Genomic DNA, 25,848 nt, shown 5'->3' with positions numbered 1-25,848 from the left:
GCCTACGACTTGGGTCATGCGTACTCGCGCCCTGCGCCACCATCAGGTCGATCCTGCTGAACCCCACTCAGATGGACACGCCAAGCCGTATATAAACAAAAAAAGTCCGGAGAGAAAATTCTCCCCGGACTTCCTTGAATCTAGAACCGCGGTGACCGAAGCCTTATGCTTCGCCCTTGATCTTGTCGCGCACGAGCACGAAGATGAAGAGCAGCCAGGAGACGCCGAGGCCGAAGTAGTCGAAATTACGCAGCGGACGGTACTCCGTCCAGCCCCAACCCGTCGAGCCGTCGACGGCCGCCAGCGTCAGTGCGATACAGATGGCGATTGCGATCCAGGTATTCTTTTTCATCGCATGTGCTCCTTAAGCCAATTCTTTTTTCCGCTGTTCGAAGGCGGGTACATTTTGCTGCTGTTCGACGGCGGGTACACCCACCAGGCTCCCACCTTTGCCCTTCAGGCTGAAACCCTTCCAGCCGTCCCACAGCCACATCGGGTTGAGCGTCGGACGGAAGCAAACCGCCATGTAGCCGCTGTATGCGAGCAGCAGAATGCCGTTCATCAGGAGTTCTTGCGGACCCGAGAACAGTTGACGCGGCGTCGCCGAGATAAACGTGTTCAGCCAGAAAATCGTGACCGTCGTCGGCATCTCGAGAATCAGTGTCAGGAACACGAAACGGTTCATCAGCAGAAGTGCCCCGTAAACCGCTTCCATGTACTTAACCCAGTGATACATACCGATCGCATCGGCTCCCGCCACATACTGGCCGGCGAGACCCGGAATCATCGGGACATAGCCGTCGATCACGAATCGGATACCTGAGAAGAAAAGGTGGGCGCCGAAATACAGACGCAACCACGTGATTACATACTTCCACGGGGAAGAATTCGCGCTATTCATGGGAAGGGTATTTCCGTAAAGGTTCTTGCAGTACAACGTTGAAATATGGTGCCGCAGAAATTGCAATACGACAGGATATCTCAAAGGTGATGGAAACTTCCCATCACCTAAGAGCCGTTTTAAACGATGCCTTTACGGCGATCGCGAATCAGTACAGTAATGACGCAGATCCACGGAATTGCCAGACCAAACATGTCACGCGCGCGCAGAGGACGATATTCCGTGTAACCCAATCCCGTCGATCCGAAGAAGACCCAGCACGTCATGACCAGACACAGGGCGAGACCGATATAGAGGTTCCGGTTACTCTTCATTGCAGTTCTCCCGATTCGACGATATCTCTGCGCGGTTCAGGTGTTTTCTTGAACTTGAGAGACTCTTTCCAGACATCGACCTTGAACCCTTCCCACAATGCCAGAGGCGTGAGTTTTGGCTTAAATACCGAAGCCATGTAGCCGCTGTAGGCCAAAATCAATAGACCATTCATCAGCAGTTGATTCGGGCCCGAGAACAATTGGCGCGGAGTCGCAACGATGAAGGTATTGATCCAGAAGATCGAAACCGAAGTCGGGAACTCAAAAATCGCAGCGAGCAGCACGAAACGGTTGCTCAGCATCAGGATACCGAGCACGCATTCCATATACTTGACGACCGGGAACATGTGAATCGCATCCAGCGCTTGCACGTATGCACCTCCGGTGCCCGGAATGAATGGAACCCATCCGGTGGAGATATAACGGAAACCCGACCACAGCAAATCGGCACCGAAATATATCCGGAGCCAAAGGACAGCGTACTTCCACGGCGGCGAGTTAATACCTTGCATCAGATGTCTCCGTTGTTGGCTTTAGTTTTCGCAACGCGGCGGAATCGAGTCAGCCGCTGAATGCCCGTTTACGCCTGAACGACCCGATGGGCTGCGCCCGGCGTGATGATTTTGTTCAGGAGCTTTTCATCGACCTCGAATCCAAAGCCCGGCCCTTCGCTCGGATATGCCCGGCCCCGGGCAAACCGCTGACCGCCGATTGCCAGATCTTCGCCCGCCGGAATCTCGTCGCTGTTGAATACCGAATGCACGGCCAGAGGCCCCATGCTTTCGCTCATGAACTGGCACGCCCACTGATCCGAGACCATCAAATGCGTGCTCGGGCCCGACTCGATACCGCCGCCGATCAAGGTGGAGCAGAACACGGGGATGTCGTAGATCCGGCATGCCGCCAGGAATCGTTGCGCCTTGAGCAGACCGCCGACCTTTTGAATCTTCAGAATTACGCCGTCAGCCGAGCGGCGCTCCGCGATCTCGCGCAGGTCGCCAAGTTCCTGCGCCCCCTCGTCTGCGTAAATCGGCGTGTTCACGCGCTCGCGGAGTTTGGACATGCTGTCGCGGTATTGATGCGCCAGCGGCTGCTCCATGAAAGCGAGGTTGTATTCGTCCAGGCGACGCACCGTCTTCAGGGCCTGCTCGTAATTCCACGAACCATTTGCGTCCAGCGTGATCATCGCGTCCTGGCCGAGTGCTTTGCGCACTTCACGGGCCGTTGCCACATCGTTGTCGAACGTATGGCGCCCAACCTTGAGTTTGAAGGCGGAGAAACCAGCCTCCCGAACCTGGACTGCTGCCTCTGCCACTTTTTCCGGATCGCCGGCCGAGAGAACCCAGCCCAACGGAACTGACTCGCGAGTGCGGCCACCCAAAAGATCGTAGACCGGGCGACCGAGTGCTTTCCCCTTCAGGTCATGCAACGCACAATCGACGAGAGCTTTTGCCTGATTGTTGTCGCGTGCGAGCTGATCCATCATGCCGACGATTTTTTCGATATTGCACGGATCTTCGCCGAGCAGAATTCGCGGAGCGAAAATATCGGAAATCATTGCCGTCATCGAGGCCTGGCTTTCACCGCGATACCACGACGAGGTGTCGCCAGATTCAGCAACGCCCACCAATCCGTTATCGGCATAGATACGCACCACGAGCGTATTCAGACAGGTGATCGTGACGTTCGGAAGCTTCAGCGGCTTCTTAAGCGGCATTGAAACCGGAACGCACTCAACGCGGGTAATTTTCACGGGATTGAACCTATAGGAACTCGAGAGAGGAGTGCCCCCACCGGACACTTCTGAACCAGATATCAGCTATTTGCCGCCGCACGACGCAGTGCACCACAGACACGGATCAACAGAATGACTGCCAGTGCTACCGAGATCACATAGCAAACGACGAAGGAAGCGCCGAGTGCATTGGGACCCGAGAACAGTTTGGCAACGAGCGCGACGACGGTGGGCCCGAGCGCCAGGCCGAGCAGGTTGGTGATCAGGTAGTAGACCGCCGTCAGTTTTCCCATCATGTTGCCCGGCGTGAAGTTGGCCATCGTTGCGCCGCCTGCTACCGCGAACATCGAGAACATGAACGTCTGCACGAAATAAGCGATCAGGCCGACATTCATCGAGTGAATCAGCGGGAAGCATGCGGTGACGATTGCAGCGATGGCCGTCGTGACAGCGGCGACACGAACCGGTGCGTCGATCATGCCGCGTTCACGCAGCCAGTCAGCGATACGGCCCAGGATCAACAGGCCAGCAGGCGACGCCAACAGTGCCACACCGCCCAACGCCTTACCGATCTCCGGACGCGGGACATTCAGCGTGCGCGCGATGATTTCCGGAAGCCAGGCCATCTGCGAACCAACCGCAATGCCGTACAAGCAGATCGCAACCCAGAGTTGAACGTAGACGGCCTTGTTGGTCCACGCGAAACAAAGCGCTTGACGATACGTGACCCCACTGCCTGCGTTGACGTCGCGGCGTGCCGGTTCACGTACGAGCCACAGAAGCACGGCGAACGGAATGCCGATAAGACCCGGCACCAGCAGCACGAAATGCCATGGTTTGAGCCCCCCAACCAGCGGCAGGCCCGCAAATGCACCCGCCGATGCCGCCTTCAGAAGAAAACCGCCGAGCCCGAGAGCCAGACCGGTGCCGAGAAGCGGGCCGATGTTGTAAATGCCGAACGCGAGGCTGCGGCGTTGCGGCGGAAACGCATCGCGAATCATCGACGCGGCTCCAGGCGACAGCGCGGACTCGCCAACACCGAGGCCCACCCGCGTCACGAACAACTGGACGTACGTCTGACTCAGACCGCACAAAACCTGAACGGCGGACCATGCCATGATCGCGCCACCGAGCAGGCGCCGGCGCTCGTACTTATCGACCAGCGCACCCATGGGGACGCCAAGCACGCTGTACAGAAGCATGAATGAGAGCCCGAGAAGCCAACTGACTTCGAGATCGGAAATTCCGAGGTCTTCCTTGATCGGCCCAACGACGAGGGAAATCGCGCCCCGATCGATGAAGGAGACCACGTATGTCGCCGTCAAAATGGCGAGCATCCACCAAGCTCCCTTCGACGTTTTCGAATCCGAAGCGGCTTCGGCGGGTGCGAACGTCGCTCGCACCTCTGCGGTCTCACTCATTGTTCTCTGTCTCCTGGTTAGTTATCCGTGTAATCAATCAGCGAAGCTTCCGATCCTCGCTATCGGAAAGTGCGGTCTTCGCTGCTGTCATGCCTGATACGATGAACTCCGCAATATCGCCCATCGAGTTGTAAAACGGACCCCACAAGGATCCACACTCCCCAACTGCATAGAGACCGGGAATCGGCTTGTCCTGATGATCGAGAACACGTTGCCCCGCATCATGTTTCGGTCCACCGTGGGTATTGAGGTACGTCGGCAGCATGGGTCCGATCGCGTAGTACGGCCCCTCGTCGTTGAGCGGCACCAGGAACGTCTCGCGTCCGAACTCGGGATCGGCATTCAGACGGCACTGCTCGTTATAGCGCTCGACCGTCTCACGAAGCGCCTGAGGATCGAGGTGACCTGCCTTGGTCACGCCCGGGATTTCCGGCCATTGGCACTTCAACGCCAATTCTTCGAGCGTATCGGCCTTGATGATCAGACCTTCTTCGAGTTCCTTGAGGTTGTCCTGGCTCCACGGCGGCACGCGCGAATTCAGAGTGGTCATCGCCGCCCCACCGGCCCGAACCTTTTCGTCGAAGATGTGGAATGCCGGCACGTTGGTGAATTCCGGAATGCCCGGCGTCGTTGCTAGCCATGTGTCGCGATTCGCCAACCCGTGCTGAACGACCGACGTGTCGATCGTTTCGTTGTGGAAGCGCTTCGCCTGTCGGTTCACCCACAGCAGACTGCCGCCGTCCTTGAACGCGCCCGACTTGTAGCCGAAACCCGCTACCTTGTTAAGGTCATACGTGACGTAGACGTACCCTTCCTTAGTCTTGATGCCCATGTTGAGCGGGCCTGCCACGGCGTTCATGTGCCACAGCTGGGCACCGACTTCCTGTGCCATGCGGATGCCGTCGCCGGTCAGATTCGGGCTGCCCAGGAAATAGATCGGGCATGCGGTGAGGAACTGCTTGCACATGGCCTCGTTCGCTTCGAAGCCACCGCTGGCCAGCACCGTTGCCTTGCGACCGCGAATCGTGATCGTCGTGCCATCTTCGCGTTCGGCTTCGACACCGAGAATCGCACGCGTCACCGGATGCTGAATCAGACGCGTAACACGCGTGCTGTACTTGACACGTGCACCCGCCTTCTCTGCTTGAGCCGAGATCGCGTTATAGAGACCTGCGCCGCCTGGCGCGGCCACGACGCTCATACCCTTGATGCTCTCGGCACCCGGAGCGCCCGCGAACTCGGGAAAGAAACCCGGGGCCGAGAACGGCTGCGGGTTGTCTTTGAGCGGCAATTCCAGTTTGTGCTGGAACGCAGGTATGTCTTTGAGACTTGAGACGAAATGACGAAGAACGCTCTCCTCGGTCTGACCTGCACACAACCAGTTCAGATACTTGAAAGACTCTTCTTCATCGACGGAGGTCATGATCAGACCACCCGCCACACAGACCGAGTTACCGCCACCCTGCGCACCCTTTTCGAGGATGAGCACGTCAGCGCCCTGTTCGGCGGCAGCGAACGCGAACGTTGCGCCCGCACCGCCATAGCCGACCACAACCATATCGGCCTGTTCATCCCATCGGGGCTCGGTCCAGTTCACTTCCATCTTTTCGTTATCCATCGTGTCTCTAAACATACCGGCGCGGGTTGAGCTGCTTAGGCTGCGGGAGATGCTGCCTGCTCGGCTTCTTCCTTCGTGCGAAGGCCGTCATAAATCTCGTTGTAACGCAGCACCGGCTGATCCATCGCCAGCATGATCATCTTGCGGCCCGGCACCTTCTTGATCATTGCCTGCTGCGCTTCGATGATTGCCTTGTCTTCGGCGAATGCCGCGTCGGCGATTCCGAATGCGTGTTCCTTCAGATCGGCGTGCTCATGATCCGGACCGAAGTTGTAGAAGAACATCGATTGCGTATCGTTGATCGGCGTAATCATCTGGCACGTGCAGCGACGGAAGATCGGTTGCTCGTTTGGCTTACCGTCGACGAAACGATCTTGAACGCCCGGTGCGAAGGAGTTGATCTTCAGAATGAAGACGCCCGGCACCAGGAAGGTGCTGACCACGTTATCGTCGGAAGGCAGATCGAAATACGGGTTCGTCGGCCGGCCCATGTGCCAACGATCGGCGACGACGCCACGTTCGAGAACCGTCGTGCCGCGCTTGGTCTCGCCATCCTTCTGAACCTTCAGCGACACCTTGTTATTCGCACCGAACGTCGATTCGTGAATGAACGGTGCGTGCGACAGGTCGAGCAGGTTGTCGGCCACCAGTTCTGCATTGCCGTTCATGACGAACTTCGAGCAGACCATCGAGTACGTGTCGCTATCCGGACCTTCGATCGGCGGAATCAGTGCGACGTCGGCCTTTGCCGGGTCACCCATCCAGACCCATGCGGCACCGTGCTTTTCTTCGATCGGGTAGCTGCGCACGCAGACCTTCGACGAAATCCGCTCCTGGCCCGGGATTTCGGTGCAGCGACCATCGGCAGCGAACTTCAGGCCGTGATACATGCAGCGCAGTTCGTCGCCTTCTTTGCGGCCAACCGTCAGCGGCGCCAAACGGTGCGGGCACAGGTCTTCCAGAGCGACGAGCGTGCCGTCGTCCTTGCGATAGAGCGCCAGCGGTTCGTCCATCACGGTGAACGGGACGATGTCGGTAGCCGAGAACTCGCTCGACCAGCCAACCATGTACCAACAGTTCCGAAGGAATTTCATTTGATGTCTCCTCAGAGAGAATCGAGAACGGACAAATCGAGCGTATTGCCTGACACATGCGGTACAGCCGACCCAACTTGCCCCGGATCGGATCTACCGCGCTCGATCGCCGAAAGTATTCAATTGGGTATTCTTTATCTTATCTTGTAGCACCGCTCGACAAGACTCGGGGATACCCTTAAATGCGAGAATCGGCGTCCCGCTTTTTCTTGTTGGAACGCCGTATCCACGTGGGCGAATATCAGCTGAAGTACACGCGTTCAGCGGTCGTGTGCAGGACCTTCCGCTGATCTGCTTCAGAGAGCGACGACACTGAATCCTTTGCCAACTGAACCATGTCCTTGTACTCACCCTTCGACTGCGCGATGTCCGAACCCCACATCACGCGGTCGGCTCCGAACGACCGGACGACACGCTCGACGACGGGCGCTGCCGGCAGCTCGAGTGCCTTCAGCTTGCTGAGGTTGATCATCGAGTACAGCAGGTAGACGTTCGGCGAGTCGACGAACTTGAGCAGCGCTTCGTCCACGCCGTAGTCCGGTGCACCCGATTCGCCGACGATGTTCGAAAAGTGATCGAGAATGACTGGCGTGTTCGGGAATTGCTTGACGACGTCTCGAAGCGCTTCGAGCGCGGCGACGCGATTCCAGCGGTAGAAGTGCAGGCGCACCGAGCCGCCGAAATCCGACACGGCCGACCATGCACGCATGGCTTCTTTCGACGCGAACCAGCTCGAGTCCGCGCCCTTGTGCGGCTCCGTCAGACGAATGCCGACCGAGCCACGCTGGCCAACCCAGTAGCGCACGGTTTCTTCCACGTTGTCGGCCAGTGCATCGATCATGCACAGCGACCGCAGACGATCGGGATATTGCTCTGCGGAGTCCACCACATAGTCGTTGTGGAAGCCGTAGAGGTGAGCGCGCTGGACCGCGAGCGCCTTCTCGACACCACAAGCGTCGAGCAGGTCGATCAGGCGTTCGGCCGTCACCGGGTTGTCGAATGCGTTGGCTTCGAGCGTGCCGCTCAACGGCGACGGCGGATATTTCTCCACGTTCGTGGAAATCAGGTGGGCGTGACTATCGATCATGACGTTACCTTCTCTGTAAAATTCGATATCAACAAACGGTAGGGCGTTATTTCCACGGATCGACACAGACGTGGATAGCGCCTTCGACGCCACGCCCGGCCGTCGCCAGGATCGCTTGGTGTGTCTGTGCGAGTCCGAAGGTGTGCGAGCACACCTCGTCGATCGGATAGCGGCCCGAACCGATATAGCGCAGTGCCAGTTCGACAGCCGCATAGCTACGGCCACGCGGTGCACGCACCGTCAGATAGCGCTTCTTGATCTCGCCGATCGGCACGTGCTGTTCCAGGCCGTTCAGGCTCAGGTAGGCGCCCTTCGCTGCCAGCGCGATCGCCTGCTTGACGATTTCGCCTTTGGGATCGCCCGTGGTATCGACAACGACGTCCACGCCACGGCCCTTCGTGATACGCATCACTTCGGCTTCGAGGTCTTGCGTCTCGACATTGATCGCGTAGTCGGCGCCAAGGCGCAGCGACAGATCGAGACGAGTCTGGTCACGCGTCATACCCGCGAGAATCACCGTGTACGAGCCAGCGGCCTTTGCCGCCAGCACGCAGCCCAAACCCTGCTGGCCAGGGCCGAAGACGAGCACGACCTTGCCGGGGCCTGCGCCACCGTCAAGACACGCCCACTGCACGCCGTTGCCGAACGGCACGGCCAGCGTCGCATGCGTGGCCGGCATGTCGTGGGGAATCTTGTGCATCACCGTGTTGAGCGGCATGTGCATGTACTGCGCGTAACCGCCCCACAGATGCGGCGGCTTGTTGGCGGTGGACATGCCGAATCGATCGGTATTCAGACGATCCTTCACGTTGAAGAAATCGACCTCCATGCACAGACGGAAATCGCCCTTCATACACCACTCGCAATTCCAGCACGGCAGGTATTCATGGAGAGCAACGCGGTCGCCGGGCTTGACGCCCCACCGCTTAGCCGCGATTTCGCCAACCTCTTCGATCGTGCCGACGTTCTCGTGGCCCATGATCACCGGAACGTGACCGGCCTTGCGATACAACTCGGGATCGCTGCCACCGACGCCGCTGGCTTCGATGCGCAGAATGCCGGTCTCGGGGCGCACTTGCGGATAATCGAATTCACGCAATTCGGTGGTCTCGACATCCGTCTTAACCGCGGCCAATACCTTCTTCGTCATGTCTGTCTCCTACTAGTTTTTCAATCTCAGGCTTTCGAAAATACGCGCAGGGCGGTGCCGCCAAAGATCGCGTCGAGATCGTCATTCGTCAGTCCCGCGAGTGCCTGACGCGTGAGTTTCAACGCCAGACCATATCCCTCGCGTGAACTCACGACGGGGAAGTCAGAACCCCACATCAAACGATCAGCGCCAAACGCGCTAACTGCTTCGTGTAGGAGCGTAGGATGGGCATCACCAAACGGCCGGCCCTGCTGCCAGGTTTTCGAATCGCGAGGCAATAGTTCGCCAAGGCCCGGTACTTTCAGCATCACGTTGGGGAACGCCGCGAGTTTGAACACCTGGCGGCGCAGGGCCAGCGCTTCATCCGTTGAAGCCGGCGTGCTGGTGCCGCCAAGATGCTCGAGGACAATCGTCGTACCCGGCAATTTGGTGATCAATTCAATGAAGCCCGGCGCGTTGAATGCTTCAGCAGATCCAACGCAGCTCACTGGCAATCCCGAGGCCTGGATACCGCGCCAAGCCTCGGGAAGGCGACCGTCGACAAGACATGCCGATGGTCTCAATCGAATACCGCTGGCACCAGCACGGGCCAGCGATTCGATCGTTTTCGCGACGTCCGGGTCCTCGACATCGACCCAGGCCACGCTCGACAGACGGCCGGGAAATCGTTTGACGCATTCCTGCTGATACCGGTTATCCGTCTGTCCAATCATCTGCGTGAGCACGGCATGGCCAACACCGTATTCATTCATCTGATCGAGCAGCGTCTCGACGGGCTCATACCAATGAGGCGATACGTGAGCGTGGCTATCGACGATCATGCGAACCTCAGGCCTTCAGAGCGACGTCCGGGTTGAGGGGCACTTCTTCCTTCCACGTGCGGTCGTTCGGGAAGATCACTGTCGAAGCGTGAATCTGATTCCACGGAATCGTGTTCGTCAGCACGCTCGGCAGTTCACCGCTTTGTGCATACGCGCGTGCCGAACGAATCATCTGGCGACGCCATGCGACGACCGCGACGTCCGACGTGCCGAGGTGTTCCTTCGTGCGGTCGAGGATGCGGCCCTGCGTTTCGCTGACTGCGTGGTCTTGCGTCAGGATGCCCTTGATGCCCGACATCGACGAGGTCTTCATCGCCTCGCGGTCCTGCTTGTACCAGTTGTCGATGTTGAGTTCCTTGCGGAAGTTTTCGTCGACCCAGTGGCCGCCTTCCTGGATGCGATATTCGATATCGACCGGCTGCGTTTCGTCGAAGAACCACTGGATGTGCCACGTCGATTCGTCATCGCGCGGAACGAAAGCGTTGGCCATGCGGCGATTCTTACGGACGCCGAAGCCATCTGGCGGGATCAGCGTGAAGAACGGCAGAATCACTTCCGTAACGCGGGCGTGCAGCTTGCCTTCTTCCCGGAAATTGCGGACGCCGGCGTAGCGCAAACCGTACAGCGTGTATTCGACTTCGATCTTCGGACGCAGATCGCGCTCGTGTTCGTACTTCGCCGGCGCCGACCACGGCTGCTCGCGGTGAAGGACACCCGCGTGTGCCGAGTCGATCGTGCCTTCGACGGCCTGAGCGTAGTTGCAGTCTTCGAGAACCTTGAACGCTGCGACCTTTTCTGCCGGGTACGACAGGAAATCGAAGTCGGGGAACTGCGGAACCTTCGCCGGGTCGCCCATGTACGTCCAGATCACGCCAGCGACTTCACGCACCGGGTACGCGATCGCCTTGATACGCGAGCACAGCTTCGAATCTTCCGGCTCGGTCGGGGTGTCCATGCACTGGCCATCTACCGCGAACTTCCAGCCGTGGTACAGACAACGCAGACCGCCTTCCGAGTTGTCGCCCAGCGCGAGCGATGCACGACGGTGCGGGCACTGTTCTTCGAGCAGGCCGACCTTGCCGTCGCTGTCGCGGAACGCCACGAGATCTTCGCCCAGCAGACGCACGCGCTTGGGCGCACCACCCGGCTCCTGAATTTCCGATGCGAGCAGCGCCGGAATCCAGAATTGACGAATCATGTCGCCGTTCGGGGTGCCTTTTCCTACTTGAGTCAGAACGTCGTTGTCTTCACGGGAAAGCATGTTTGCTCCTAATCTCTTATATGTGAATTTGCGTGGGAGACCGAAATCCCCCGTCGGCCTTAAACGAGTGCGACCGCTTTTAGCAGTCGCTCGCGAGCGTCTACGGTGTTACTTTCGTTGCCGATCAGGTCGTGCGCTTCGATGACCAGATTGCGCAGCGCCACGAGGTTCTGCCCTTCGGCCGAGTTCGCGGCATTCCGTGCTTCCGCAGCGATATCGTTGTCGAGCAGTCGCCAGACTTCGTCCAGTTCGGACTCGCGATAAATCATCTGTTCGAACGTGTGCGAGTTCTCCACCCGTTCGATAATCTGACGCAGCGTTTCCGGCGAGTAATCCTCGATTGAATGAAGATCATCCACGTTCATTGGTAACTCCTATTTCTTAGGACCAGGGCCGAAGTTCGAAGGCGGCAGATCGAGTGCCTGACGTCCATAACTCGTCAGTGCGCTGTCCCACGTGAATGCGAAGTGCTGCGCGGCCGAATTGACGTCGCGCCAGATTCGTTGGAGGTCCGACGCGTTATAGATGCTGGTGCCACCCGCGGCTTCGAACAAACTGTTGGCCGCACGACGAGCCGTTTGCGCCGAATATGCCCAATCGCGGGAAATGCGCGACCATTCGAGCGGCGTCAACGACTTTGCGCTTTCTGCTGTGTCAATGCGACGTGTGTCTTCGAGAATCAACGCATAGGCGGCGTCGAGATCCGCCGTCGCGTGTGCGAGACGTTCGATCGTTGCGGACTGCTCTGCCATCTGGTCAGCCGGCATTGCCTTCAGACGTGGCGCCAGACCTTCGGTGAATGATTTGATTGCCGCGCGTGCCATGCCCAGGGGCGCACCGATCAGCGAGAACGGCGTGACATTATGGAACGGCATCCGGTAAATCGGAGCGCGCATGGCATCGGCGCCTTCGACATTGCCCGTCATCATTTCCTTGACGGACACCGAACGGTGTGCCGGGATGAACGCTTCGGCGACCTTGATCGTGCGGCTGCCGGTGCCACGCAAGCCTGCGGTGTGCCAGTCATCGACGATTTGGATGTCCGAGCGCGGGATCACGAAGAAACGCGGTTCGGGCGGGCCGTCTTCGCGCTGCACCGCATTGCCGACGATGACCCACTCCACGTGATCGATACCGGAGCAGAACCGCCCTTCACCGTTCACGAGTTTGTAGCCACCGTCGACTTCGGTAATCGTGCCGCCGAGGCGGAACACCGTGGCCGTCAGAGCGTGGCCTTTGCCCAGCACGTCTTGCTGTGCTTTCAACGGGAACAGGTTCAGCATCCAGCTGTGACCGGCGAGCACGCCGAACACCCAACCGGTCGAACCGCAAGCCGACGCGATTTCTGCCGTGACTTCGACGAGCGTCGTGAAGCCCAACTCGGAACCGCCAAACGACTTCGGCGTGATGATGTTGAAAAGACCCGACTCACGTAGTGCGTCGATGGTTTCTTTCGGCACCACGCGATCGCTTTCGGTCTGTTTGACTCGTGAACGAATCACGTTGTGCAAACCGCGAGCAATAGCGAGGGCGTCCTCGTGACTAGCAATACGACTCAAGGCGTTCTCCTGTTAGGGCTTGCTGCGCCGCGCTCGAGGAACCGGCGCGCAGAATAGTTTTTGTTTAGCCGCTGTGGCCGGGTCAGTGTTCGTTGCGGCCGTAACGACCTTCGACGTTCATGCGTTCCTTGGCATCGAGGAACCAGCGGTAGTGACCACCCTTCGAGATCGGCGGCACGTCTTCCGAGATCGCGTACCAGCTTTCTCCGTCGTTCTCGGTCGCGTAGATCTCGCCCGTCGCGGTACCGGCGATGAGCATGATCCTGTCGTCCCACTGATAGAGGCCCATGCCCTCGATGTTGCCGATGATTTCCTTGGGCAAACCATTACGCATATGGTCCCAGGTGACGCCACCATCGGTGCTCTTGAGAACCGTGGCATCCGCCGACTTCCGTGCACCCCAGTCACGCGGCGCGTTGCCCGGACCACCGAGATACAGCACGTTTTCGTTGCGGGGATCGATGAACATCGCGTCGGGATAACCGATGAGGTCTTGACGCGTCATCAAGTGCACCCACGTCTCGCCTGCGTCTGCGCTGTAGTGCAGGCCTTCGCCGCCGCACATGAACATCTGCCGGGGATTGGACGGACGAATCAGCACGCGGTGGTTGTCGTGATAGAACTTGTCGTTTTCCGATTCGTAGCTACGCGGCTCGGTCCATGTCTTGCCGTCATCGACCGTCTTGAGCAGCGCGCCCTGTTCGATACAGATATAGAGCGTCTCCGGTTCGGCCGGATGGAACGCGATGTTCTTCACGTGCGCGACGTGCGGGGGCGGCGGGAACGTCCATTTGTCCTGGTCCGGCACCGTCATCATCTCGGGGATTTCGACCCACGTCGCACCCAGGTCGTCGCTGCGATAAAGCGCGGACGGCTCCGTGCCCAGGAACAGAACGGTACGGCCATCGCGCTCCTGTTGCGCCATCGTGTAGATGTGCGTGCTGTTCAGCCCGTTGTTGGCCGGTTCCCACGTCAGCCCCAGGTCCTTGCTGACCGACAGACTGCCTTGGCCGTGTGCGCCCGCGAACAACAGACCCGCTTTCGGCACGTAGAGCAGCGCGCTCACGTGGCGATCTTCCAGCGCCTTGCGCGTGAGCTTCCACGGCGCATTGGCGTCGGCACGCTCGAACACGAGCATGCCGCGAATAGTGGCGACCAACAGCGTGGTTGCCGCACCCTCACCGTACGTGACGGTTCCACCGTTGGTGGTCAGAACTGCGATCATTTCTCCTCCCTAGGGGAATACCCCGTGTGATGTCGCCTGTTTTCCTCAGAAACGTAGTCGCTACAGCTTCCGCCAGACTCTGCGCCGAAGAGGCTTTGACTTTTTTCTGGTCAGGCCAAATAATATGCAAAAAAGAATTACGCGTCAAACGGCCCACGGAACTTTCAGTGCCCCGTGATTCTGACGTCAGAGGTCTTTAAACAAGGAAGCGTGATGTGTGATTCTTGCGCGCCGTTTGCGCGGTTCCCCGCGTTCTACGATTTTGGAGGTGACATGAGTGAACAACTGAATGAAGTGATGACCCTGCGTTTGACGGCGATCAACTATCTCGCCCGGAACACGCTGGCCTTCACATTCGAAGACCCCGAGGGCAACCTGCTGCCCGGGGCGGAACCGGGCGCTCACGTCGGAGTCGTTTTGCCGAACGGCCTGACCCGTCAGTACTCGCTATTGGAATACAGCAACAGCCTGACACAGCGTTCGTACGTGGTCGGCGTCAAGCTCGATCCGCAGTCGCGCGGCGGTTCGCGCTATATGCACGAAACGATGCGTGTCGGCGATCTCATCCAGGTCGAAGCACCTCGCAACAATTTCCCGCTCAATGAAGATGCCGCGCACACCGTCCTGGTCGCCGGCGGCATCGGGATTACACCTATTCTGTGTATGGCCCGTCGTCTGAAAGAGCTCGGCCAATCGCCGCGTATCTATTACTCGTGCCGTGAACGCGTCGACGTCGCGTTTGCCGAGGAATTGAAAAGCTTCGAAGGCGCGCTGGTTCACGTCGATGCCGAGGCCGGCACATTCCTCAACATCGCGGACGTCGTCAAGAACGAACCGTCTAGCGCTCACTTCTACTGCTGCGGCCCCGGCCCGATGCTCGAGGCGTTCGAAGCCGCGTGTGCATCGCTGCCTCAGGAACAGGTTCACGTCGAATACTTCTCCGCGAAGCAGGAAGCCGCGCTCGATGGAAACTTCGTCATCGAATTGCGCAAGAGCGGAAAAACCCTGACGGTCCCGCAGGGCAAGACGATTCTCAACGTCGTGCGCGACGCGGGAATTCCCATTTCCTATTCCTGTGAAGAAGGCGTGTGCGGCGCGTGTGAAGTCCGCGTGCTCGAAGGGCAGCCGGATCACCGCGATGCCATTCTGTCGGAGCCCGAAAAGGCTGCGAACAACACGATGATCATTTGCTGTTCTGGCTGTAAGGGCGACCGTCTCGTCCTCGATCTGTAAGTAGAACACCGGGCGACGACGTCGCCCACATCTCACGTTAAGTCAAGGAGACAAGTAAGTGATTATCGATTGCCACGGTCATGTCAGCGCGCCCGCCGAACTCTGGGTCTACAAGGCACACATCCTCTCGCATCGCGGCGAGCATGGTCGCAGGATGCCGGAAGTGACGGACGAAGAGATCCTGCACTACGCCAACAAGAAGGAAATGGCGCCGGTGGGCCATCTCGACATGCTCGATCGCGTGGGCACGAATGTCCAGCTGCTGTCGCCGCGGCCGTTCCAGATGATGCACAGCCAGAAGCCGGGCAAACTCGTTCACTGGTTCACCGAAGAAACGAACAACATCATCTCGCGCACGGTCAAGCTGCTGCCGAAGCGCTTTATCGGTGTCGGCGGCCTGCCGCAAGTTGCGGGTGACCCGATCGAAACCGTGCTGCCTGAACTCGAACGCGGCGTGAAGGAACTCGGCTTCAAGGGCGTGCTGCTCAACCCCGATCCGTTCGAAAACAGCGGCAGCGAAGCTCCGGGGCTGGGTGAGCGCTACTGGTATCCGCTGTACGAAAAGCTGTGCGAACTCGACATTCCGGCGCACATCCACGCTACGGGTTCACATTCGGCTCGCTCGCCCTACACCGTTCACTTCATCAATGAAGAAACCATCGCGGTGTTCAACCTCGTCAACTCGAACGTGTTCAAGGACTTCCCGAAGCTGAAGATCATGATCTCGCACGGCGGCGGCTCGATCCCATATCAGATCGGTCGCTTCCAGTCGGGTGCCGCACGCGCCGGCCGCAACTTCCTCGAAGGTATGCGCAATCTGTATTACGACACCGTGCTCTACTCGGAAGAGTCGCTGCGCCTGCTGATCAAGACCGTGGGTGCCGATCGCTGCCTGTTCGGTGCCGAGTGTCCGGGCGTCGGCTCGGCGATCAATCCGGATACGGGCCGCACGTTCGACGACATCAAGCCGTACATCCAGGGCTTCGACTGGCTGTCTCAGGAGGAGAAGGACAAGATCTTCTTCGGCAATGCCCGCGACTTCTTCAAGCTCGACCTCGCGGATTACGAATAATTCCCGGCGCCCACAGGACTCGAAACCATGGCAAAAATCGTACTGGGAATGGGGACATCGCACGGTCCCATGCTCGTGACGCCGCCTGAAACCTGGGGCGCTCGTGTACCCGATGACCGACTGAGTAAGCATCACTTCGAGGGCCGTGAGTGGTCCTTCGATGAACTCGTCGATTATCGGAGTGCCGAGAACCTCGGGAAACAGATCACGCTCGACGTATGGAAAGCCAGGCACGCCCAGTGTCTCGCGGCTATCGAGGAGATGGCGCGGGTTCTCACCGAAGCGAAGCCGGACGTCGTTGTGATCGTCGGCAACGATCAGATGGAAATCTTCGATACCGACTGCATCCCTGCACTCAGCGTGATGTGTGGCCCGACGATCGTGAACAACATGATCAGCCACGAGAAACTTCAGACGATGCCCCCGGGTGTGCGTCACGCGATGCCGGGCTATATGCCGGATACCGCGAGTTACTCCGGCGTTCCCGAACTCGCGAAGCACATCATCAAGACCGCGATGAACGATCAGTTCGACGTCGCAGCCCTTCAGCGTCTGTCGGAAACCGAAACGCCGCACGCGTTCGGGTTCGTGTTCCGTCAGTTGATGAAGGATCAGGTGATCCCGACCGTGCCGGTGCTCGTCAACACGTTCTACCCGCCGAATCAACCGACCGTTGCCCGCTGCCACGCGTTCGGTCGCTCGATCGGTCGCGCTATCCAGTCGTGGGACACGGATGCACGCGTTGCCGTCATCGCCTCGGGCGGTCTGACGCACTTCGTGATCGACGAGCGCGTCGACCAGTTGGTCCTGAGCGCGATGAAGAACCATGATTTCTCGCCGGTCTTCGAACTTGATGAAGCGATCTTCCAGGCAGGCACGTCGGAAATCAAGAACTGGATTCCGGTCGCTGGCGTGATGGACGAAATCGGCTTCGACATGACGGTGGTCGATTACGTGCCGTGCTATCGCAGCGAAGCCGGCACCGGCAACGCGATGGGTTTCGTCTACTGGAAATCGCCGGACCAGCAATAAGGATTAGCAAAGATATGAAAAGCAAAGACGAATACGTCCACCGCCTTCGGCGATTGGACTGCTGTGCCGTCTCGGATGCGCTGGACAAACTCGGTCTGACCGGTGTCGTCAGCGGTGTTCAGCAGGCTTCGGGCACGAGGCGGATCGCAGGTCGCGTGATCACGATGAAACTCGGTGTTGGCGATCCGCCTCCGGGCCCGCCGCGTCACCTCGGCACCACCGCGATCGAACTCGGCGGCGCCGACGACGTGATCGTTGTCGAGCAGCGCACGGGCGTCGAAGCCGGTTCGTGGGGCGGCATCCTCTCGTTGGGCGCCAAGGTTCGCGGCATCGCTGGCGTGATCGCCGACGGCCCGGTCCGTGATATCGACGAATCCCGCGAGATGGATCTGCCGGTGTTCGCGAACGCGTTCACCGCCCGCACTGCCCGCGGTCGCATCGTCGAGAAGGGCGTCAACGTTCCGGTCGAGGTCTTCGGTACCGCCGTCGAAGCCGGTGATTATGTGATCGCCGACAGCAGCGCGGTGGTCTTCATCAGCGCGGCCAACGTTGCACGCGTGATCGAAACCGCCGAGTCGATCGTGGCCCGTGAAGCCCTGATGGCGAAGGCTGTACTGGCAGGCACCCCCATCCACGAAGTGATGGGCGGCAACTACGAATTCATGCTTAAGGATTAGTCATGTCCGAAATCGAACAAGACAAAAACGTTGCTCGTGCAGCAAAACTCGAAACGGCAACGCTAAGCGACGCTCTCGATCGTCTGGGTCTCAACGGCCAGTGCAGCCGCATCAAGCCCCGTGACCCGTCCTTCCGCATGGCGGGTCGTGCATTCACGATCCTCTACGGCCCGGCTGCTTCTCCCGCAGGCACGGTCGGCGACTTCATCGACGACGTGCCGCCCGGCAGCGTGATTGTTCTCGACAACGGCGGTCGCACCGATGCCACCGTTTGGGGCGACATCCTGACCGAAATCGCACACCGTCGCGGCATCGCCGGCACGGTGATCGACGGCATCAACCGCGACGTCCATCTCTGCCTGTCGCTCGGTTACCCGGTGTTCTCCAAGGACAACTGGATGCGCACTGGCAAGGATCGCGTGCAAGTCGAAGCCACGAACGTGCCGGTCAACATCGGCGACGTACGTGTTGCTCCGGGTGACCTGCTACGCGGTGATGCCGATGGCGTTATTTCGATTCCCAAAGAACACGAAGAGCGTGTGCTCGCCGCTGCGGAAGAAATCGACGCAGCAGAAAAAGCGATTCGTACAGCAGTCGCGTCGGGCATGCGCCTCGACGAAGCGCGCAAGCAGTTCAAGTACCATCAATTGCAAACGCGCACCACCGGGAGCAAAGCATGACCGGCCCGCGCTTGAACCCAGCAGAGACGACACGACTCGACATTCAACGTCCGGACCCCGCACTAATCAAGGACGCAGGCAAACTGCCGTCTGCCACGCTGCATGAAGCGGCTGGAAAGATCGGTGCGCTGCCGGCTGCAATCCACCCTGTGGCACCGGGCTTCAAGGTGTGTGGCCCTGCTGTGACCGTCCATTCGCCGGGTGGTGACAACCTGTGGTTGCATCGGGCGATCTACGCCGCACAGCCGGGCGACGTGCTGGTCGTGTCGGTCAGCGAAGCCTATGAGCATGGGTACTGGGGCGAGATCATGTCAACGGCCTCAAAGGTTCGCGGGCTTGCAGGTCTCGTCATTAACGGGTGCGTTCGTGATCAGCGACTGCTGTCCGAGATCGGGTTCCCCGTCTTCGCCCGAGGACTTTGCATCCGCGGCACCGGAAAAGATTTTGGCGCTCGCGGCTGGATCAACGCACCGATCCGACTCGACGACGTGACAGTTAATGCAGGTGACCTGATCGTTGGCGACGAAGATGGTGTCGTCTGCATTCCGCGCGAGCAGGTCGCAACCGCTATCGCCGCGTCGGAAGCACGGGAAGCCGCGGAAGCACAGCAGTTGAAACGGCTCGAGGCAGGCGAAAGCACGCTCAGTATCTTCGGCTGGGACCAGTAACCAGCTAAGAGGTGCGAGTCTCTCTCACGGGCGGCCGTCTTTGGGACGCCACCCGTGTTTCTTTTGGTGTCACCAAATTTTGATGACCTGGGGACGCAATTGAGCATCGAAGAATCTGAATTTAGGCGCGCCATGCGCAGTCTCACCGGGCACGTGTGTTTGATTACCACCGGTTCTGACGCTGACGGTCCACTTGCTGGTATGACAGCAACCGCCGTGACTTCCGTGAGTGCTGCGCCCCCTATCCTGCTCGTCTGCATCAATCGCGCGAATTCCTCGTTGGCACACGTGCAGGCGACCGGTCATTTCGTCGTCAATGTGCTAGCGCGCAGCGAGCAGGAATTGGCACAACGGTTTTCTCGCCCTATCTCGCCTGAGGAAAAATTCCAGGCCGGCACGTGGAATCGCATCAGGACCGGCGCCCCGGCGTTGGCCACGGCGATGGTGAATTTCGATTGCAGCGTCGAACGTATCGTCGAAATCGGCACGCATGCCGTAATTTTTGGCCACGTGTTGGGAACCGCCATTAATACGGACGCAAAGACGCCGCTACTGTATTCGCAGGGCTCCTATGGTGAATTTCAAACCAATAAGGCCGTCGATTTCCACGACATGCTTTGGATCTCGAACTGGGGGTCCGACTAATTTAGCAATTTGGCAGGAGTCTTCGCGTGGGCGTCAAATGACAAACACGTTGCGCGATACCGGCTGTAGATGAAAAAAAGGGGCACCGTCGGCGCCCCTTCTATCGATCAGGTCTCTCTGGCCGCAAGCACCGCCATCAAGCCGCTCAAAACAATTGATCGGCCCTTTTCGTAAGTCGCGAGCAGCAAGTCTTTATCCTTACTCTGCAGCGCCTTCACCAACCGCGCCTCGATATTCGCACTGCGGTGTTCAGGGTTCGCTGAGATATCTGCGGCCAATGCACGATATCGATCGGTCAACCGCATCAATCGCAGCACTTCGCGCTTAAGCACCTTGTTCGGTGACAGATCGAAAATCATGTCGTGGAATGCGCGGTGTTGCTCGATCCAGCCTTCGCGATTACCCGCACCGAGCAAATGCTCCAGATCCGCGAGCATTGACTTCAGTTGCTTCATCTGCGCGGGCGTCGGCCACTCGATGGTCATCAGCAATTCGGCTTCAAGCAGTTGCCGCATCCGATATAGTTGCCGTGCTTCGTCGCTCGACAGTTGGGCGACAAAGAACCCACGATTTGGATCGTGTTCAATGATGCCTTCAGCGGCCAGCAGTTTCAGCGCCTCACGCACGGGCACTCGGCTAATTCCGAAGCGCTCGGCAAGATCGGACTGTCGTAGTTGGAAGCCGGGTGCAAGCACTCCCCGGTTGATCAGTTTGCGTGTCTCTGCCGCTACCTGAGCCGGAAAATCACTGCCGTCCAGTTCCTGAAGTTCGCCGGAAGTCACTCGGCCTAGGATCGCAATCGTATTCATTTTCGTATTATATCCCAGAATATCCCGACGCAAACGTCAACGTCATCGACACGTCGTAGCCGGCCCTTGGCCCGGACGCTCGCCGCCCTGCGTGTTGCCTCGGGCTCGCGAATTTCACCTTGGGTATTAGGTAGGTACTTAACTGTATTTGCCGGTGCTCGACCGGTCAGAGAATGTCAGCGAAGATGCCGCCCGCTCCCGACCGGGGGAATGATGCTTTCAAGTCCCGAACAACGAAATGAACGGACACCGTCTGCCGAGTTAAGTGCTGCTCTACAACTTAACCGACGATTCCAATACCGTTTAGCATTTTATGTTGGCTTTGCTTTCAAATGCAATTCTCGAGAGACGCATCCGATAAGGAAAACTACGTTTGCGCCAAATCAAATAGTCCACATCCGCCATGTTGGCAACGCTATTGAACACGCAGGGTTTGAAGCGCACCTCGCAAACTCGGAAAAGGCTGCATAAGAAAACGGCCGCGCTGCAAAAAAACAGCGCGGCCGTCCGCTTCCGCCATTCACCAACTCATTTCCACAGCGTGCGGCCAAAGAACGTCAGCGTGCGATCCCACGCCTGTTGCGCCCAGACCGGATCGTATTGCGTCTTCGCAATGCGGCCCGACCCAACCGCCGTTTCGTTCGCGAACGCGTGACGCGCCAGATAACGATGAAACTCGATGTCGACCTTCGCGTCGGTGAGTTTCTTTTCGAGCGCGTCGACGGTGTCGGCGGCGAAGAACTCGTCCTGCTGACCCCAGTGGCCCATCACCGGAACCTTGATCTTCGACGCGTCGATATAGTCGAGCGGCGGGAAGCCATACCAGACGACGCCGGCCGCCAGTTCGGGCACGTTGCACAGCGCGAGAAACGTCAGCGCGCCACCCATGCAATAGCCGGTCACGCCGACCTTCGCAGCGTGCTGCTGCAGATACTGGACCGCGCCGCGCACATCCTGCGTTGCGGCATCGCCGAAATCGAGGCCGCTCATCAGATGGTTCGCCTCGTCCTCTTCGACCGTCGACTTGCCGCGATACAGATCGGGCACGAGCGCAAAGTAGCCGGCTTTCGCGAGGCGATCGGCGACGCCGCGAATCTGGTCGTTCAAGCCCCACCATTCCTGGATCACGACGATTGCGGGCGCGCCGGCGGTTTTTTCCGGCTTCGCGAGATAGCCCTGTAGCTGCTTGCCGTCCGGACGGTTGAACGTGATCATCGAACCTGCGTGTTGGGTCATCGGTCGCTCCTCGAGTAGACGAAACCGCTAGCATAGCGCCACTACCCCGTTTCCTGTTCTATCGGAACCGTGTCAGCGCGCGGGCGTGCTCCCGTTGAATCTGCGCATTATGTAAATCCAACCATACGACGTTGAACATCAGGAAAAGTGCATTAACCCATTCGCCGAAGTGCGGTTCCACAAAGGCGATTGACGACGCTATACTCCACGCCATGCTTTCTGGATCGACATTCGAAGGAAGAGCAATCGGCGGAACGCGCTCTCAATCGTCTCGTGCTGAAAGCTAACGTTAAAGTACGACGCAGGTCGATGCGCATCGCGGCGCCCCCGAAATACCGCACTGGCGCTGCTTTGCGGGTCCATGTCTCTCAGGTTCTGGCCATCATCCTCGGATGCCAGAATCTTTAGGCCGACACACTGTGTCGGCTTTTTTTTATTCGCGACGCTTTTGCAATTCCGACTCGCGCGACACTCTCGTCAATTGGCAGTCGCATCAAAAGTGCATTCGACACATACCAATTAATCACGTATTGCGATCCACGCTAGAACCGCTCGATCACACCGAACTGAACACCCGCCACCGGCGCACCCGGATAGGCGACCGGCAGCCCGGTCACGTTGACGCCGCGCAGCGTGAAGCTCGAGTCGTCGTGATTCGCGAGATACGCGGCGCTGAAGTACAGCAGCAGCGTCGGCGACATGCTGTATTCGAATGCCGCGCTGAACTGGTCGGCGCTGCCACCAGGCGTCGTGTAGTCGCGCACGTGCGCATAGCCGAGCGACGCACGCGCGTTGTTCGAAAAGCTGTACTGCGCCGATAGCGACCCGCCCGCGCCGTGATAGACCGGCGCGCCGCCATCGCCATTGAAAAAGGACAGCCACACGCGCAACTTGCCGAAGGCGTAGTTCGCGCCGCCGAGATTCGCGCGCAGTGCACCGGCACCGTGGGTCTGCTGGCGCGCGTACAGCAGATGCAACCGGTCGAACCGATACGACGCGGTCACGTAATAGCCGTCGATACCGTTGCCGTCCTTCTCGGACGGATCGCGCATCGCCATCATCAGCGTCGCGCTAAAGCCGGCGATGCGCGGCGACAGATACGCAACCGCATTGTTCGCGTATGGGGTGATCTTCGACAGGTTGTTGAGCCCCGAAGCGATCGTGCCGGCGCCGAACGCGTCGAGATCGCCCTTGAACGGAATATAGATTGGCGAATACTGGCGTCCGAAGCGCAGTTCGCCCCAGCCGCCGCTCGCGCCGATCCATGCCTGGCGATTGAAGATCGAGCCGGGCACCTGCAGGCTGCCGTCGGTCGAGCCGAAGCCGTTTTCGAGCGTGAACACGATCGCGTTGCCGCCGCCGAGCGGCTCCGCGCCATGCAGCCCGACGCGCGAACCGCGATATGCGCCCGAGTCCATACGCGCGACCCAGCCCGACCCGGGGTCGGTGATTTCGACGCTCGTGTCGATCACGCCATACAGCGAGACGAAGCCGGCGTTGGTTTCCGAAGCGGAAGCGGCGCCGGTGCCGGTATCGATGTCGGTGACGGCGCCCGCGCCGTGCGCGTAGAGCAGCAGCGCGCCACCTAACCAGGCCGCTGTCACGCCGACGCTGATCGTCAAGGCTTCGCGGACTGGGTTCAGCAGGCAAGCCATGACGTGACGCAGGACGAGGTCCTCCTCAAATACATCGATCGGATATTCCGCGAGCGAACTTACCACGTTTGGACGAGACCATGCGGGCCGTCCAGTACGCTGGCGCACACCCGAACGATGGATGTGCGCGCGGGCAGCGTCGGTCGCAGCGTGTTTTTTCGCGCGACGAATGGTTCGACTAGGTGAAAACCCGTATAATCCTCAAGACGTCAGACAACTTGCGTACAATCGCCGGGTGCCTGACCGTCCGCCACGCAGCGTCCACCCCGAACCGCCTTCTGCCCGATCCGTGAATTCCACTGCCCCCGCCGCCAGCTCCGCCGCAGTTCCCGCCGCCCCCGCCCTGCCGTTTCGCCACGCGCTTTACGCGATGCTCGGCATCGGCCTTGTCAATATGCTGGTCGCGCTGGACCAGACCGTCGTCAGCACCGCGTTGCCGTCGATCGTCGCCGAGCTGCACGGCTTCGAATATTTCGCGTGGATCGCGAGCGCGTACCTGCTCGCGTCGGTCGTCACGGTGCCGGTGTTCGGGCGGCTCGGCGACTACTTCGGCCGCAAGCGCTTCGTGATCGCCGCGGTGATCACGTTCACGGTCGCGTCGGTGTTGTGCGGCCTGGCCAATAGCATGCTGTTTCTCGCGATCGCGCGCGGACTGCAAGGCGTCGGCGGCGGCATGATGGTCGGCACTGCGTTCGCATCGATTCCCGATCTGTTCCCCGACCCGCGCACCCGCGTGCGCTGGCAGGTCGTGCTGGCCGCGACCTACGGCATCGGCACGGCGACGGGTCCGTCGCTCGGCGGTTGGATGAGCGAGCACCTCGGCTGGCGCTCGACGTTTCTCATCAATCTGCCGGTCGGCGCGGCCGCGCTCTATTTCGTCTGGATGCATCTGCCGAACTTCCGACGGCCGCAGGAGGGCGAAGTCAAGATCGACTGGCTCGGCGCTGGGCTCGTCGCGTGCGTGCTCGGCGGTTTGCAGGCGTTCATCGAAGCAGTGCCGAAGAGTGGCCTCACGCTGGGCAATCTCGTGCTCGGCGCGTGCGTGATCATCGGTGCTGTCGCGCTCTTCAAGTGCGAAAAGCGCGCCACGCATCCGATCATTCCGCTCGATCTGTTCAAGGACGCGCAGCTCGTCACGCTATTCACGCTCGGCATGCTGTCCGGCTTCGTGATGTTCTCGCTGATCTTCTTCGCGCCTTTGCTGCTGCAAGGCGGCTTCGGTCTGTCGCCGCAGCAGGCCGGCTTGCTCGCGACGCCGATCGCCGCGTGCATCGCGCTCGGCAGTCTGCTGAACACGCGCATCGTGATTCACATGAAGAAGCCCACGCGCATTCTGACGATCGGTTTCGGGCTGCTGATGTTTGCGTCGATCGCGCTCGCGTTCGCGAATCCGGACACGCCGCGCTTGCGCATCGTGCTGCCGATGGGCGCGGTCGGCATCGGCCTCGGCTTCATCCTGAACAATCTGAACGTGTTCGGCCAGGAGATCGCCGGACGTGAGCGCTTCGGCATCACCACCGCACTGCTGCAATCGACCCGCATGGTCGGCGGCATGCTCGGCACCAGCATTGTCGCGACGGTCGTGCAGCATCACTATCGCGACGTCGTCACGCGCACGATGAGCGTGCTCGGCGAGCCGGCCTCATCGCAATGGCGGCCGCGTTTCGTCGATCTGCGCATCCTGATCGACGATGCATCGCGCACGCAACTGATCGCGGACATGAAGTCGTCGGGACTCGACACGCTCGCGCTGATCGATAGCGCGCGCGATGCCCTCGTGCAGTCGATTCATATGGGCGTGTGGCTGACGGCGGTGGCATCGCTCGCGGCCGCGCTGCTGGTGCAACGGATTTCGCACGTGGTGTTTCGCAAGAGCTGAGTGCGCGAATAAGACAAAGAGACCCGACGCCGTCACATCACGGCTCTCAATCGCATCCCAAGGATGACGAACGTGA

26 protein-coding genes are annotated in these 25,848 nt (G+C 59.5%); 8 read left to right on the top strand and 18 right to left on the bottom strand.

Annotation, left to right across the window (positions count from 1 at the left end; all coding sequences use genetic code 11):
- Positions 1-163: 163 nt before the first annotated feature.
- The 15 genes from AB3X94_RS26080 to AB3X94_RS26010 form a co-directional block, all read right to left on the bottom strand.
- A complete protein-coding gene (locus AB3X94_RS26080; RefSeq protein WP_176106741.1) occupies positions 164-352 on the bottom strand; it encodes a hypothetical protein in 189 nt (62 codons plus the stop codon).
- 12 nt (positions 353-364) lie between these two features.
- Positions 365-901 carry a hypothetical protein gene (locus AB3X94_RS26075; protein ID WP_246391931.1) on the bottom strand — a complete coding sequence of 179 codons (537 nt, stop codon included), beginning with the start codon at positions 899-901 and terminating at the stop codon, positions 365-367.
- Between the two features lie 119 nt (positions 902-1,020).
- A complete protein-coding gene (locus AB3X94_RS26070; RefSeq protein WP_087738133.1) occupies positions 1,021-1,215 on the bottom strand; it encodes a hypothetical protein in 195 nt (64 codons plus the stop codon).
- Positions 1,212-1,727: a hypothetical protein gene (locus tag AB3X94_RS26065; RefSeq protein WP_176106742.1), complete on the bottom strand. Its 516-nt coding sequence runs from the start codon at positions 1,725-1,727 to the stop codon at positions 1,212-1,214. Before AB3X94_RS26065 ends, AB3X94_RS26070 begins: the two co-directional genes overlap by 4 nt.
- Positions 1,728-1,795: 68 nt before the next feature.
- The gene (locus AB3X94_RS26060; RefSeq protein WP_176106743.1) at positions 1,796-2,968 is read right to left on the bottom strand and encodes an enolase C-terminal domain-like protein; all 1,173 of its coding nucleotides are present in this window, start codon (positions 2,966-2,968) and stop codon (positions 1,796-1,798) included.
- Between the two features lie 62 nt (positions 2,969-3,030).
- A complete protein-coding gene (locus tag AB3X94_RS26055) occupies positions 3,031-4,371 on the bottom strand; it encodes an MFS transporter (protein WP_176125425.1) in 1,341 nt (446 codons plus the stop codon).
- A 37-nt stretch (positions 4,372-4,408) separates the two neighbouring features.
- Entirely contained in the window at positions 4,409-5,989 is a 1,581-nt protein-coding gene (locus tag AB3X94_RS26050; protein WP_246391933.1) for an FAD-dependent oxidoreductase, read from the bottom strand.
- A 35-nt stretch (positions 5,990-6,024) separates the two neighbouring features.
- Complete coding sequence (locus AB3X94_RS26045; RefSeq protein WP_368613113.1) at positions 6,025-7,083, bottom strand: Rieske 2Fe-2S domain-containing protein; 1,059 nt, start codon at positions 7,081-7,083, stop codon at positions 6,025-6,027.
- Between the two features lie 241 nt (positions 7,084-7,324).
- Positions 7,325-8,170: an amidohydrolase gene (locus tag AB3X94_RS26040; RefSeq protein WP_176106745.1), complete on the bottom strand. Its 846-nt coding sequence runs from the start codon at positions 8,168-8,170 to the stop codon at positions 7,325-7,327.
- Between the two features lie 46 nt (positions 8,171-8,216).
- Positions 8,217-9,320 carry a zinc-binding dehydrogenase gene (locus AB3X94_RS26035; protein ID WP_176106746.1) on the bottom strand — a complete coding sequence of 368 codons (1,104 nt, stop codon included), beginning with the start codon at positions 9,318-9,320 and terminating at the stop codon, positions 8,217-8,219.
- 26 nt (positions 9,321-9,346) lie between these two features.
- Positions 9,347-10,141, bottom strand: coding sequence for an amidohydrolase (locus tag AB3X94_RS26030; RefSeq protein ID WP_368613112.1), 795 nt, complete (start codon positions 10,139-10,141; stop codon positions 9,347-9,349).
- Positions 10,142-10,148: 7 nt separating this feature from the next.
- Complete coding sequence (locus AB3X94_RS26025) at positions 10,149-11,402, bottom strand: Rieske 2Fe-2S domain-containing protein (protein ID WP_176368715.1); 1,254 nt, start codon at positions 11,400-11,402, stop codon at positions 10,149-10,151.
- A 59-nt stretch (positions 11,403-11,461) separates the two neighbouring features.
- Positions 11,462-11,767, bottom strand: a complete 306-nt coding sequence (locus AB3X94_RS26020; RefSeq protein WP_368613111.1) for a hypothetical protein — start codon at positions 11,765-11,767, stop codon at positions 11,462-11,464.
- Between the two features lie 9 nt (positions 11,768-11,776).
- Positions 11,777-12,961, bottom strand: coding sequence for an acyl-CoA dehydrogenase family protein (locus AB3X94_RS26015; RefSeq protein ID WP_176106750.1), 1,185 nt, complete (start codon positions 12,959-12,961; stop codon positions 11,777-11,779).
- A gap of 82 nt (positions 12,962-13,043) precedes the next feature.
- Positions 13,044-14,186: a glycosyl hydrolase gene (locus AB3X94_RS26010; RefSeq protein ID WP_368613110.1), complete on the bottom strand. Its 1,143-nt coding sequence runs from the start codon at positions 14,184-14,186 to the stop codon at positions 13,044-13,046.
- Positions 14,187-14,459: 273 nt separating this feature from the next.
- On the opposite strand from AB3X94_RS26010, the gene AB3X94_RS26005 reads away from it, so the two are divergent.
- The 7 genes from AB3X94_RS26005 (at position 14,460) to AB3X94_RS25975 (ending at position 20,193) form a co-directional block, all read left to right on the top strand.
- Positions 14,460-15,419: a PDR/VanB family oxidoreductase gene (locus AB3X94_RS26005; protein WP_176106752.1), complete on the top strand. Its 960-nt coding sequence runs from the start codon at positions 14,460-14,462 to the stop codon at positions 15,417-15,419.
- A gap of 58 nt (positions 15,420-15,477) precedes the next feature.
- The gene (locus AB3X94_RS26000; RefSeq protein WP_176106753.1) at positions 15,478-16,491 is read left to right on the top strand and encodes an amidohydrolase family protein; all 1,014 of its coding nucleotides are present in this window, start codon (positions 15,478-15,480) and stop codon (positions 16,489-16,491) included.
- A gap of 27 nt (positions 16,492-16,518) precedes the next feature.
- Positions 16,519-17,523, top strand: a complete 1,005-nt coding sequence (locus tag AB3X94_RS25995; RefSeq protein WP_368613109.1) for a protocatechuate 3,4-dioxygenase — start codon at positions 16,519-16,521, stop codon at positions 17,521-17,523.
- A 14-nt stretch (positions 17,524-17,537) separates the two neighbouring features.
- A complete protein-coding gene (locus tag AB3X94_RS25990) occupies positions 17,538-18,200 on the top strand; it encodes an RraA family protein (protein WP_176106755.1) in 663 nt (220 codons plus the stop codon).
- A gap of 2 nt (positions 18,201-18,202) precedes the next feature.
- Positions 18,203-18,880: an RraA family protein gene (locus AB3X94_RS25985; RefSeq protein ID WP_368613108.1), complete on the top strand. Its 678-nt coding sequence runs from the start codon at positions 18,203-18,205 to the stop codon at positions 18,878-18,880.
- Complete coding sequence (locus AB3X94_RS25980; protein WP_368613107.1) at positions 18,877-19,548, top strand: 4-carboxy-4-hydroxy-2-oxoadipate aldolase/oxaloacetate decarboxylase; 672 nt, start codon at positions 18,877-18,879, stop codon at positions 19,546-19,548. The genes AB3X94_RS25985 and AB3X94_RS25980 overlap by 4 nt, the downstream gene beginning before the upstream one ends.
- A 99-nt stretch (positions 19,549-19,647) precedes the next feature.
- Positions 19,648-20,193 (top strand): flavin reductase family protein, encoded by a 546-nt coding sequence (locus tag AB3X94_RS25975; RefSeq protein WP_246391938.1) that lies wholly within the window; start codon positions 19,648-19,650, stop codon positions 20,191-20,193.
- Positions 20,194-20,300: 107 nt separating this feature from the next.
- Here the strand turns inward: AB3X94_RS25975 and AB3X94_RS25970 are convergent, their stop codons facing one another.
- From AB3X94_RS25970 to AB3X94_RS25960, 3 genes are all read right to left on the bottom strand, one after another.
- Positions 20,301-21,002, bottom strand: coding sequence for a GntR family transcriptional regulator (locus AB3X94_RS25970; protein WP_368613106.1), 702 nt, complete (start codon positions 21,000-21,002; stop codon positions 20,301-20,303).
- 528 nt (positions 21,003-21,530) lie between these two features.
- The gene (locus AB3X94_RS25965) at positions 21,531-22,238 is read right to left on the bottom strand and encodes a dienelactone hydrolase family protein (protein WP_176106759.1); all 708 of its coding nucleotides are present in this window, start codon (positions 22,236-22,238) and stop codon (positions 21,531-21,533) included.
- Between the two features lie 542 nt (positions 22,239-22,780).
- Positions 22,781-23,959: a porin gene (locus AB3X94_RS25960; protein WP_368613105.1), complete on the bottom strand. Its 1,179-nt coding sequence runs from the start codon at positions 23,957-23,959 to the stop codon at positions 22,781-22,783.
- 304 nt (positions 23,960-24,263) lie between these two features.
- Here AB3X94_RS25960 and AB3X94_RS25955 point away from each other — a divergent pair, with 304 nt between their 5' ends.
- Positions 24,264-25,772 (top strand): MFS transporter, encoded by a 1,509-nt coding sequence (locus AB3X94_RS25955; RefSeq protein ID WP_176106761.1) that lies wholly within the window; start codon positions 24,264-24,266, stop codon positions 25,770-25,772.
- Positions 25,773-25,848 lie beyond the last annotated feature (76 nt).

The sequence above is a fragment of the Paraburkholderia sp. BR10923 genome, assembly GCF_040948765.1.
Taxonomy (GTDB): domain Bacteria; phylum Pseudomonadota; class Gammaproteobacteria; order Burkholderiales; family Burkholderiaceae; genus Paraburkholderia; species Paraburkholderia youngii.
Note: the sequence above shows the minus strand (reverse complement) of the source record. Positions and strands in the feature narration are given on the sequence as shown.

Excerpts from the sequence above, each read along its gene's own strand:
- AB3X94_RS26055 (WP_176125425.1), bottom strand. The coding sequence starts at position 4,371 with ATGAGTGAGACCGCAGAGGTGCGAGCGACGTTCGCACCCGCCGAAGCC.
- AB3X94_RS25970 (WP_368613106.1), bottom strand. The coding sequence starts at position 21,002 with ATGAATACGATTGCGATCCTAGGCCGAGTGACTTCCGGCGAACTTCAG.
- AB3X94_RS26005 (WP_176106752.1), top strand. The coding sequence starts at position 14,460 with ATGAGTGAACAACTGAATGAAGTGATGACCCTGCGTTTGACGGCGATC.
- AB3X94_RS26020 (WP_368613111.1), bottom strand. The coding sequence starts at position 11,767 with ATGAACGTGGATGATCTTCATTCAATCGAGGATTACTCGCCGGAAACG.
- AB3X94_RS25980 (WP_368613107.1), top strand. The coding sequence starts at position 18,877 with ATGACCGGCCCGCGCTTGAACCCAGCAGAGACGACACGACTCGACATT.
- AB3X94_RS26070 (WP_087738133.1), bottom strand. The coding sequence starts at position 1,215 with ATGAAGAGTAACCGGAACCTCTATATCGGTCTCGCCCTGTGTCTGGTC.
- AB3X94_RS25965 (WP_176106759.1), bottom strand. The coding sequence starts at position 22,238 with ATGACCCAACACGCAGGTTCGATGATCACGTTCAACCGTCCGGACGGC.
- AB3X94_RS26065 (WP_176106742.1), bottom strand. The coding sequence starts at position 1,727 with ATGCAAGGTATTAACTCGCCGCCGTGGAAGTACGCTGTCCTTTGGCTC.
- AB3X94_RS25955 (WP_176106761.1), top strand. The coding sequence starts at position 24,264 with ATGCTCGGCATCGGCCTTGTCAATATGCTGGTCGCGCTGGACCAGACC.
- AB3X94_RS26075 (WP_246391931.1), bottom strand. The coding sequence starts at position 901 with ATGAATAGCGCGAATTCTTCCCCGTGGAAGTATGTAATCACGTGGTTG.
- AB3X94_RS25990 (WP_176106755.1), top strand. The coding sequence starts at position 17,538 with ATGAAAAGCAAAGACGAATACGTCCACCGCCTTCGGCGATTGGACTGC.
- AB3X94_RS26030 (WP_368613112.1), bottom strand. The coding sequence starts at position 10,141 with ATGATCGTCGATAGCCACGCTCACGTATCGCCTCATTGGTATGAGCCC.
- AB3X94_RS26080 (WP_176106741.1), bottom strand. The coding sequence starts at position 352 with ATGAAAAAGAATACCTGGATCGCAATCGCCATCTGTATCGCACTGACG.
- AB3X94_RS26010 (WP_368613110.1), bottom strand. The coding sequence starts at position 14,186 with ATGATCGCAGTTCTGACCACCAACGGTGGAACCGTCACGTACGGTGAG.
- AB3X94_RS25985 (WP_368613108.1), top strand. The coding sequence starts at position 18,203 with ATGTCCGAAATCGAACAAGACAAAAACGTTGCTCGTGCAGCAAAACTC.
- AB3X94_RS26045 (WP_368613113.1), bottom strand. The coding sequence starts at position 7,083 with ATGAAATTCCTTCGGAACTGTTGGTACATGGTTGGCTGGTCGAGCGAG.
- AB3X94_RS26025 (WP_176368715.1), bottom strand. The coding sequence starts at position 11,402 with ATGCTTTCCCGTGAAGACAACGACGTTCTGACTCAAGTAGGAAAAGGC.
- AB3X94_RS26040 (WP_176106745.1), bottom strand. The coding sequence starts at position 8,170 with ATGATCGATAGTCACGCCCACCTGATTTCCACGAACGTGGAGAAATAT.
- AB3X94_RS26050 (WP_246391933.1), bottom strand. The coding sequence starts at position 5,989 with ATGGATAACGAAAAGATGGAAGTGAACTGGACCGAGCCCCGATGGGAT.
- AB3X94_RS25995 (WP_368613109.1), top strand. The coding sequence starts at position 16,519 with ATGGCAAAAATCGTACTGGGAATGGGGACATCGCACGGTCCCATGCTC.
- AB3X94_RS26035 (WP_176106746.1), bottom strand. The coding sequence starts at position 9,320 with ATGACGAAGAAGGTATTGGCCGCGGTTAAGACGGATGTCGAGACCACC.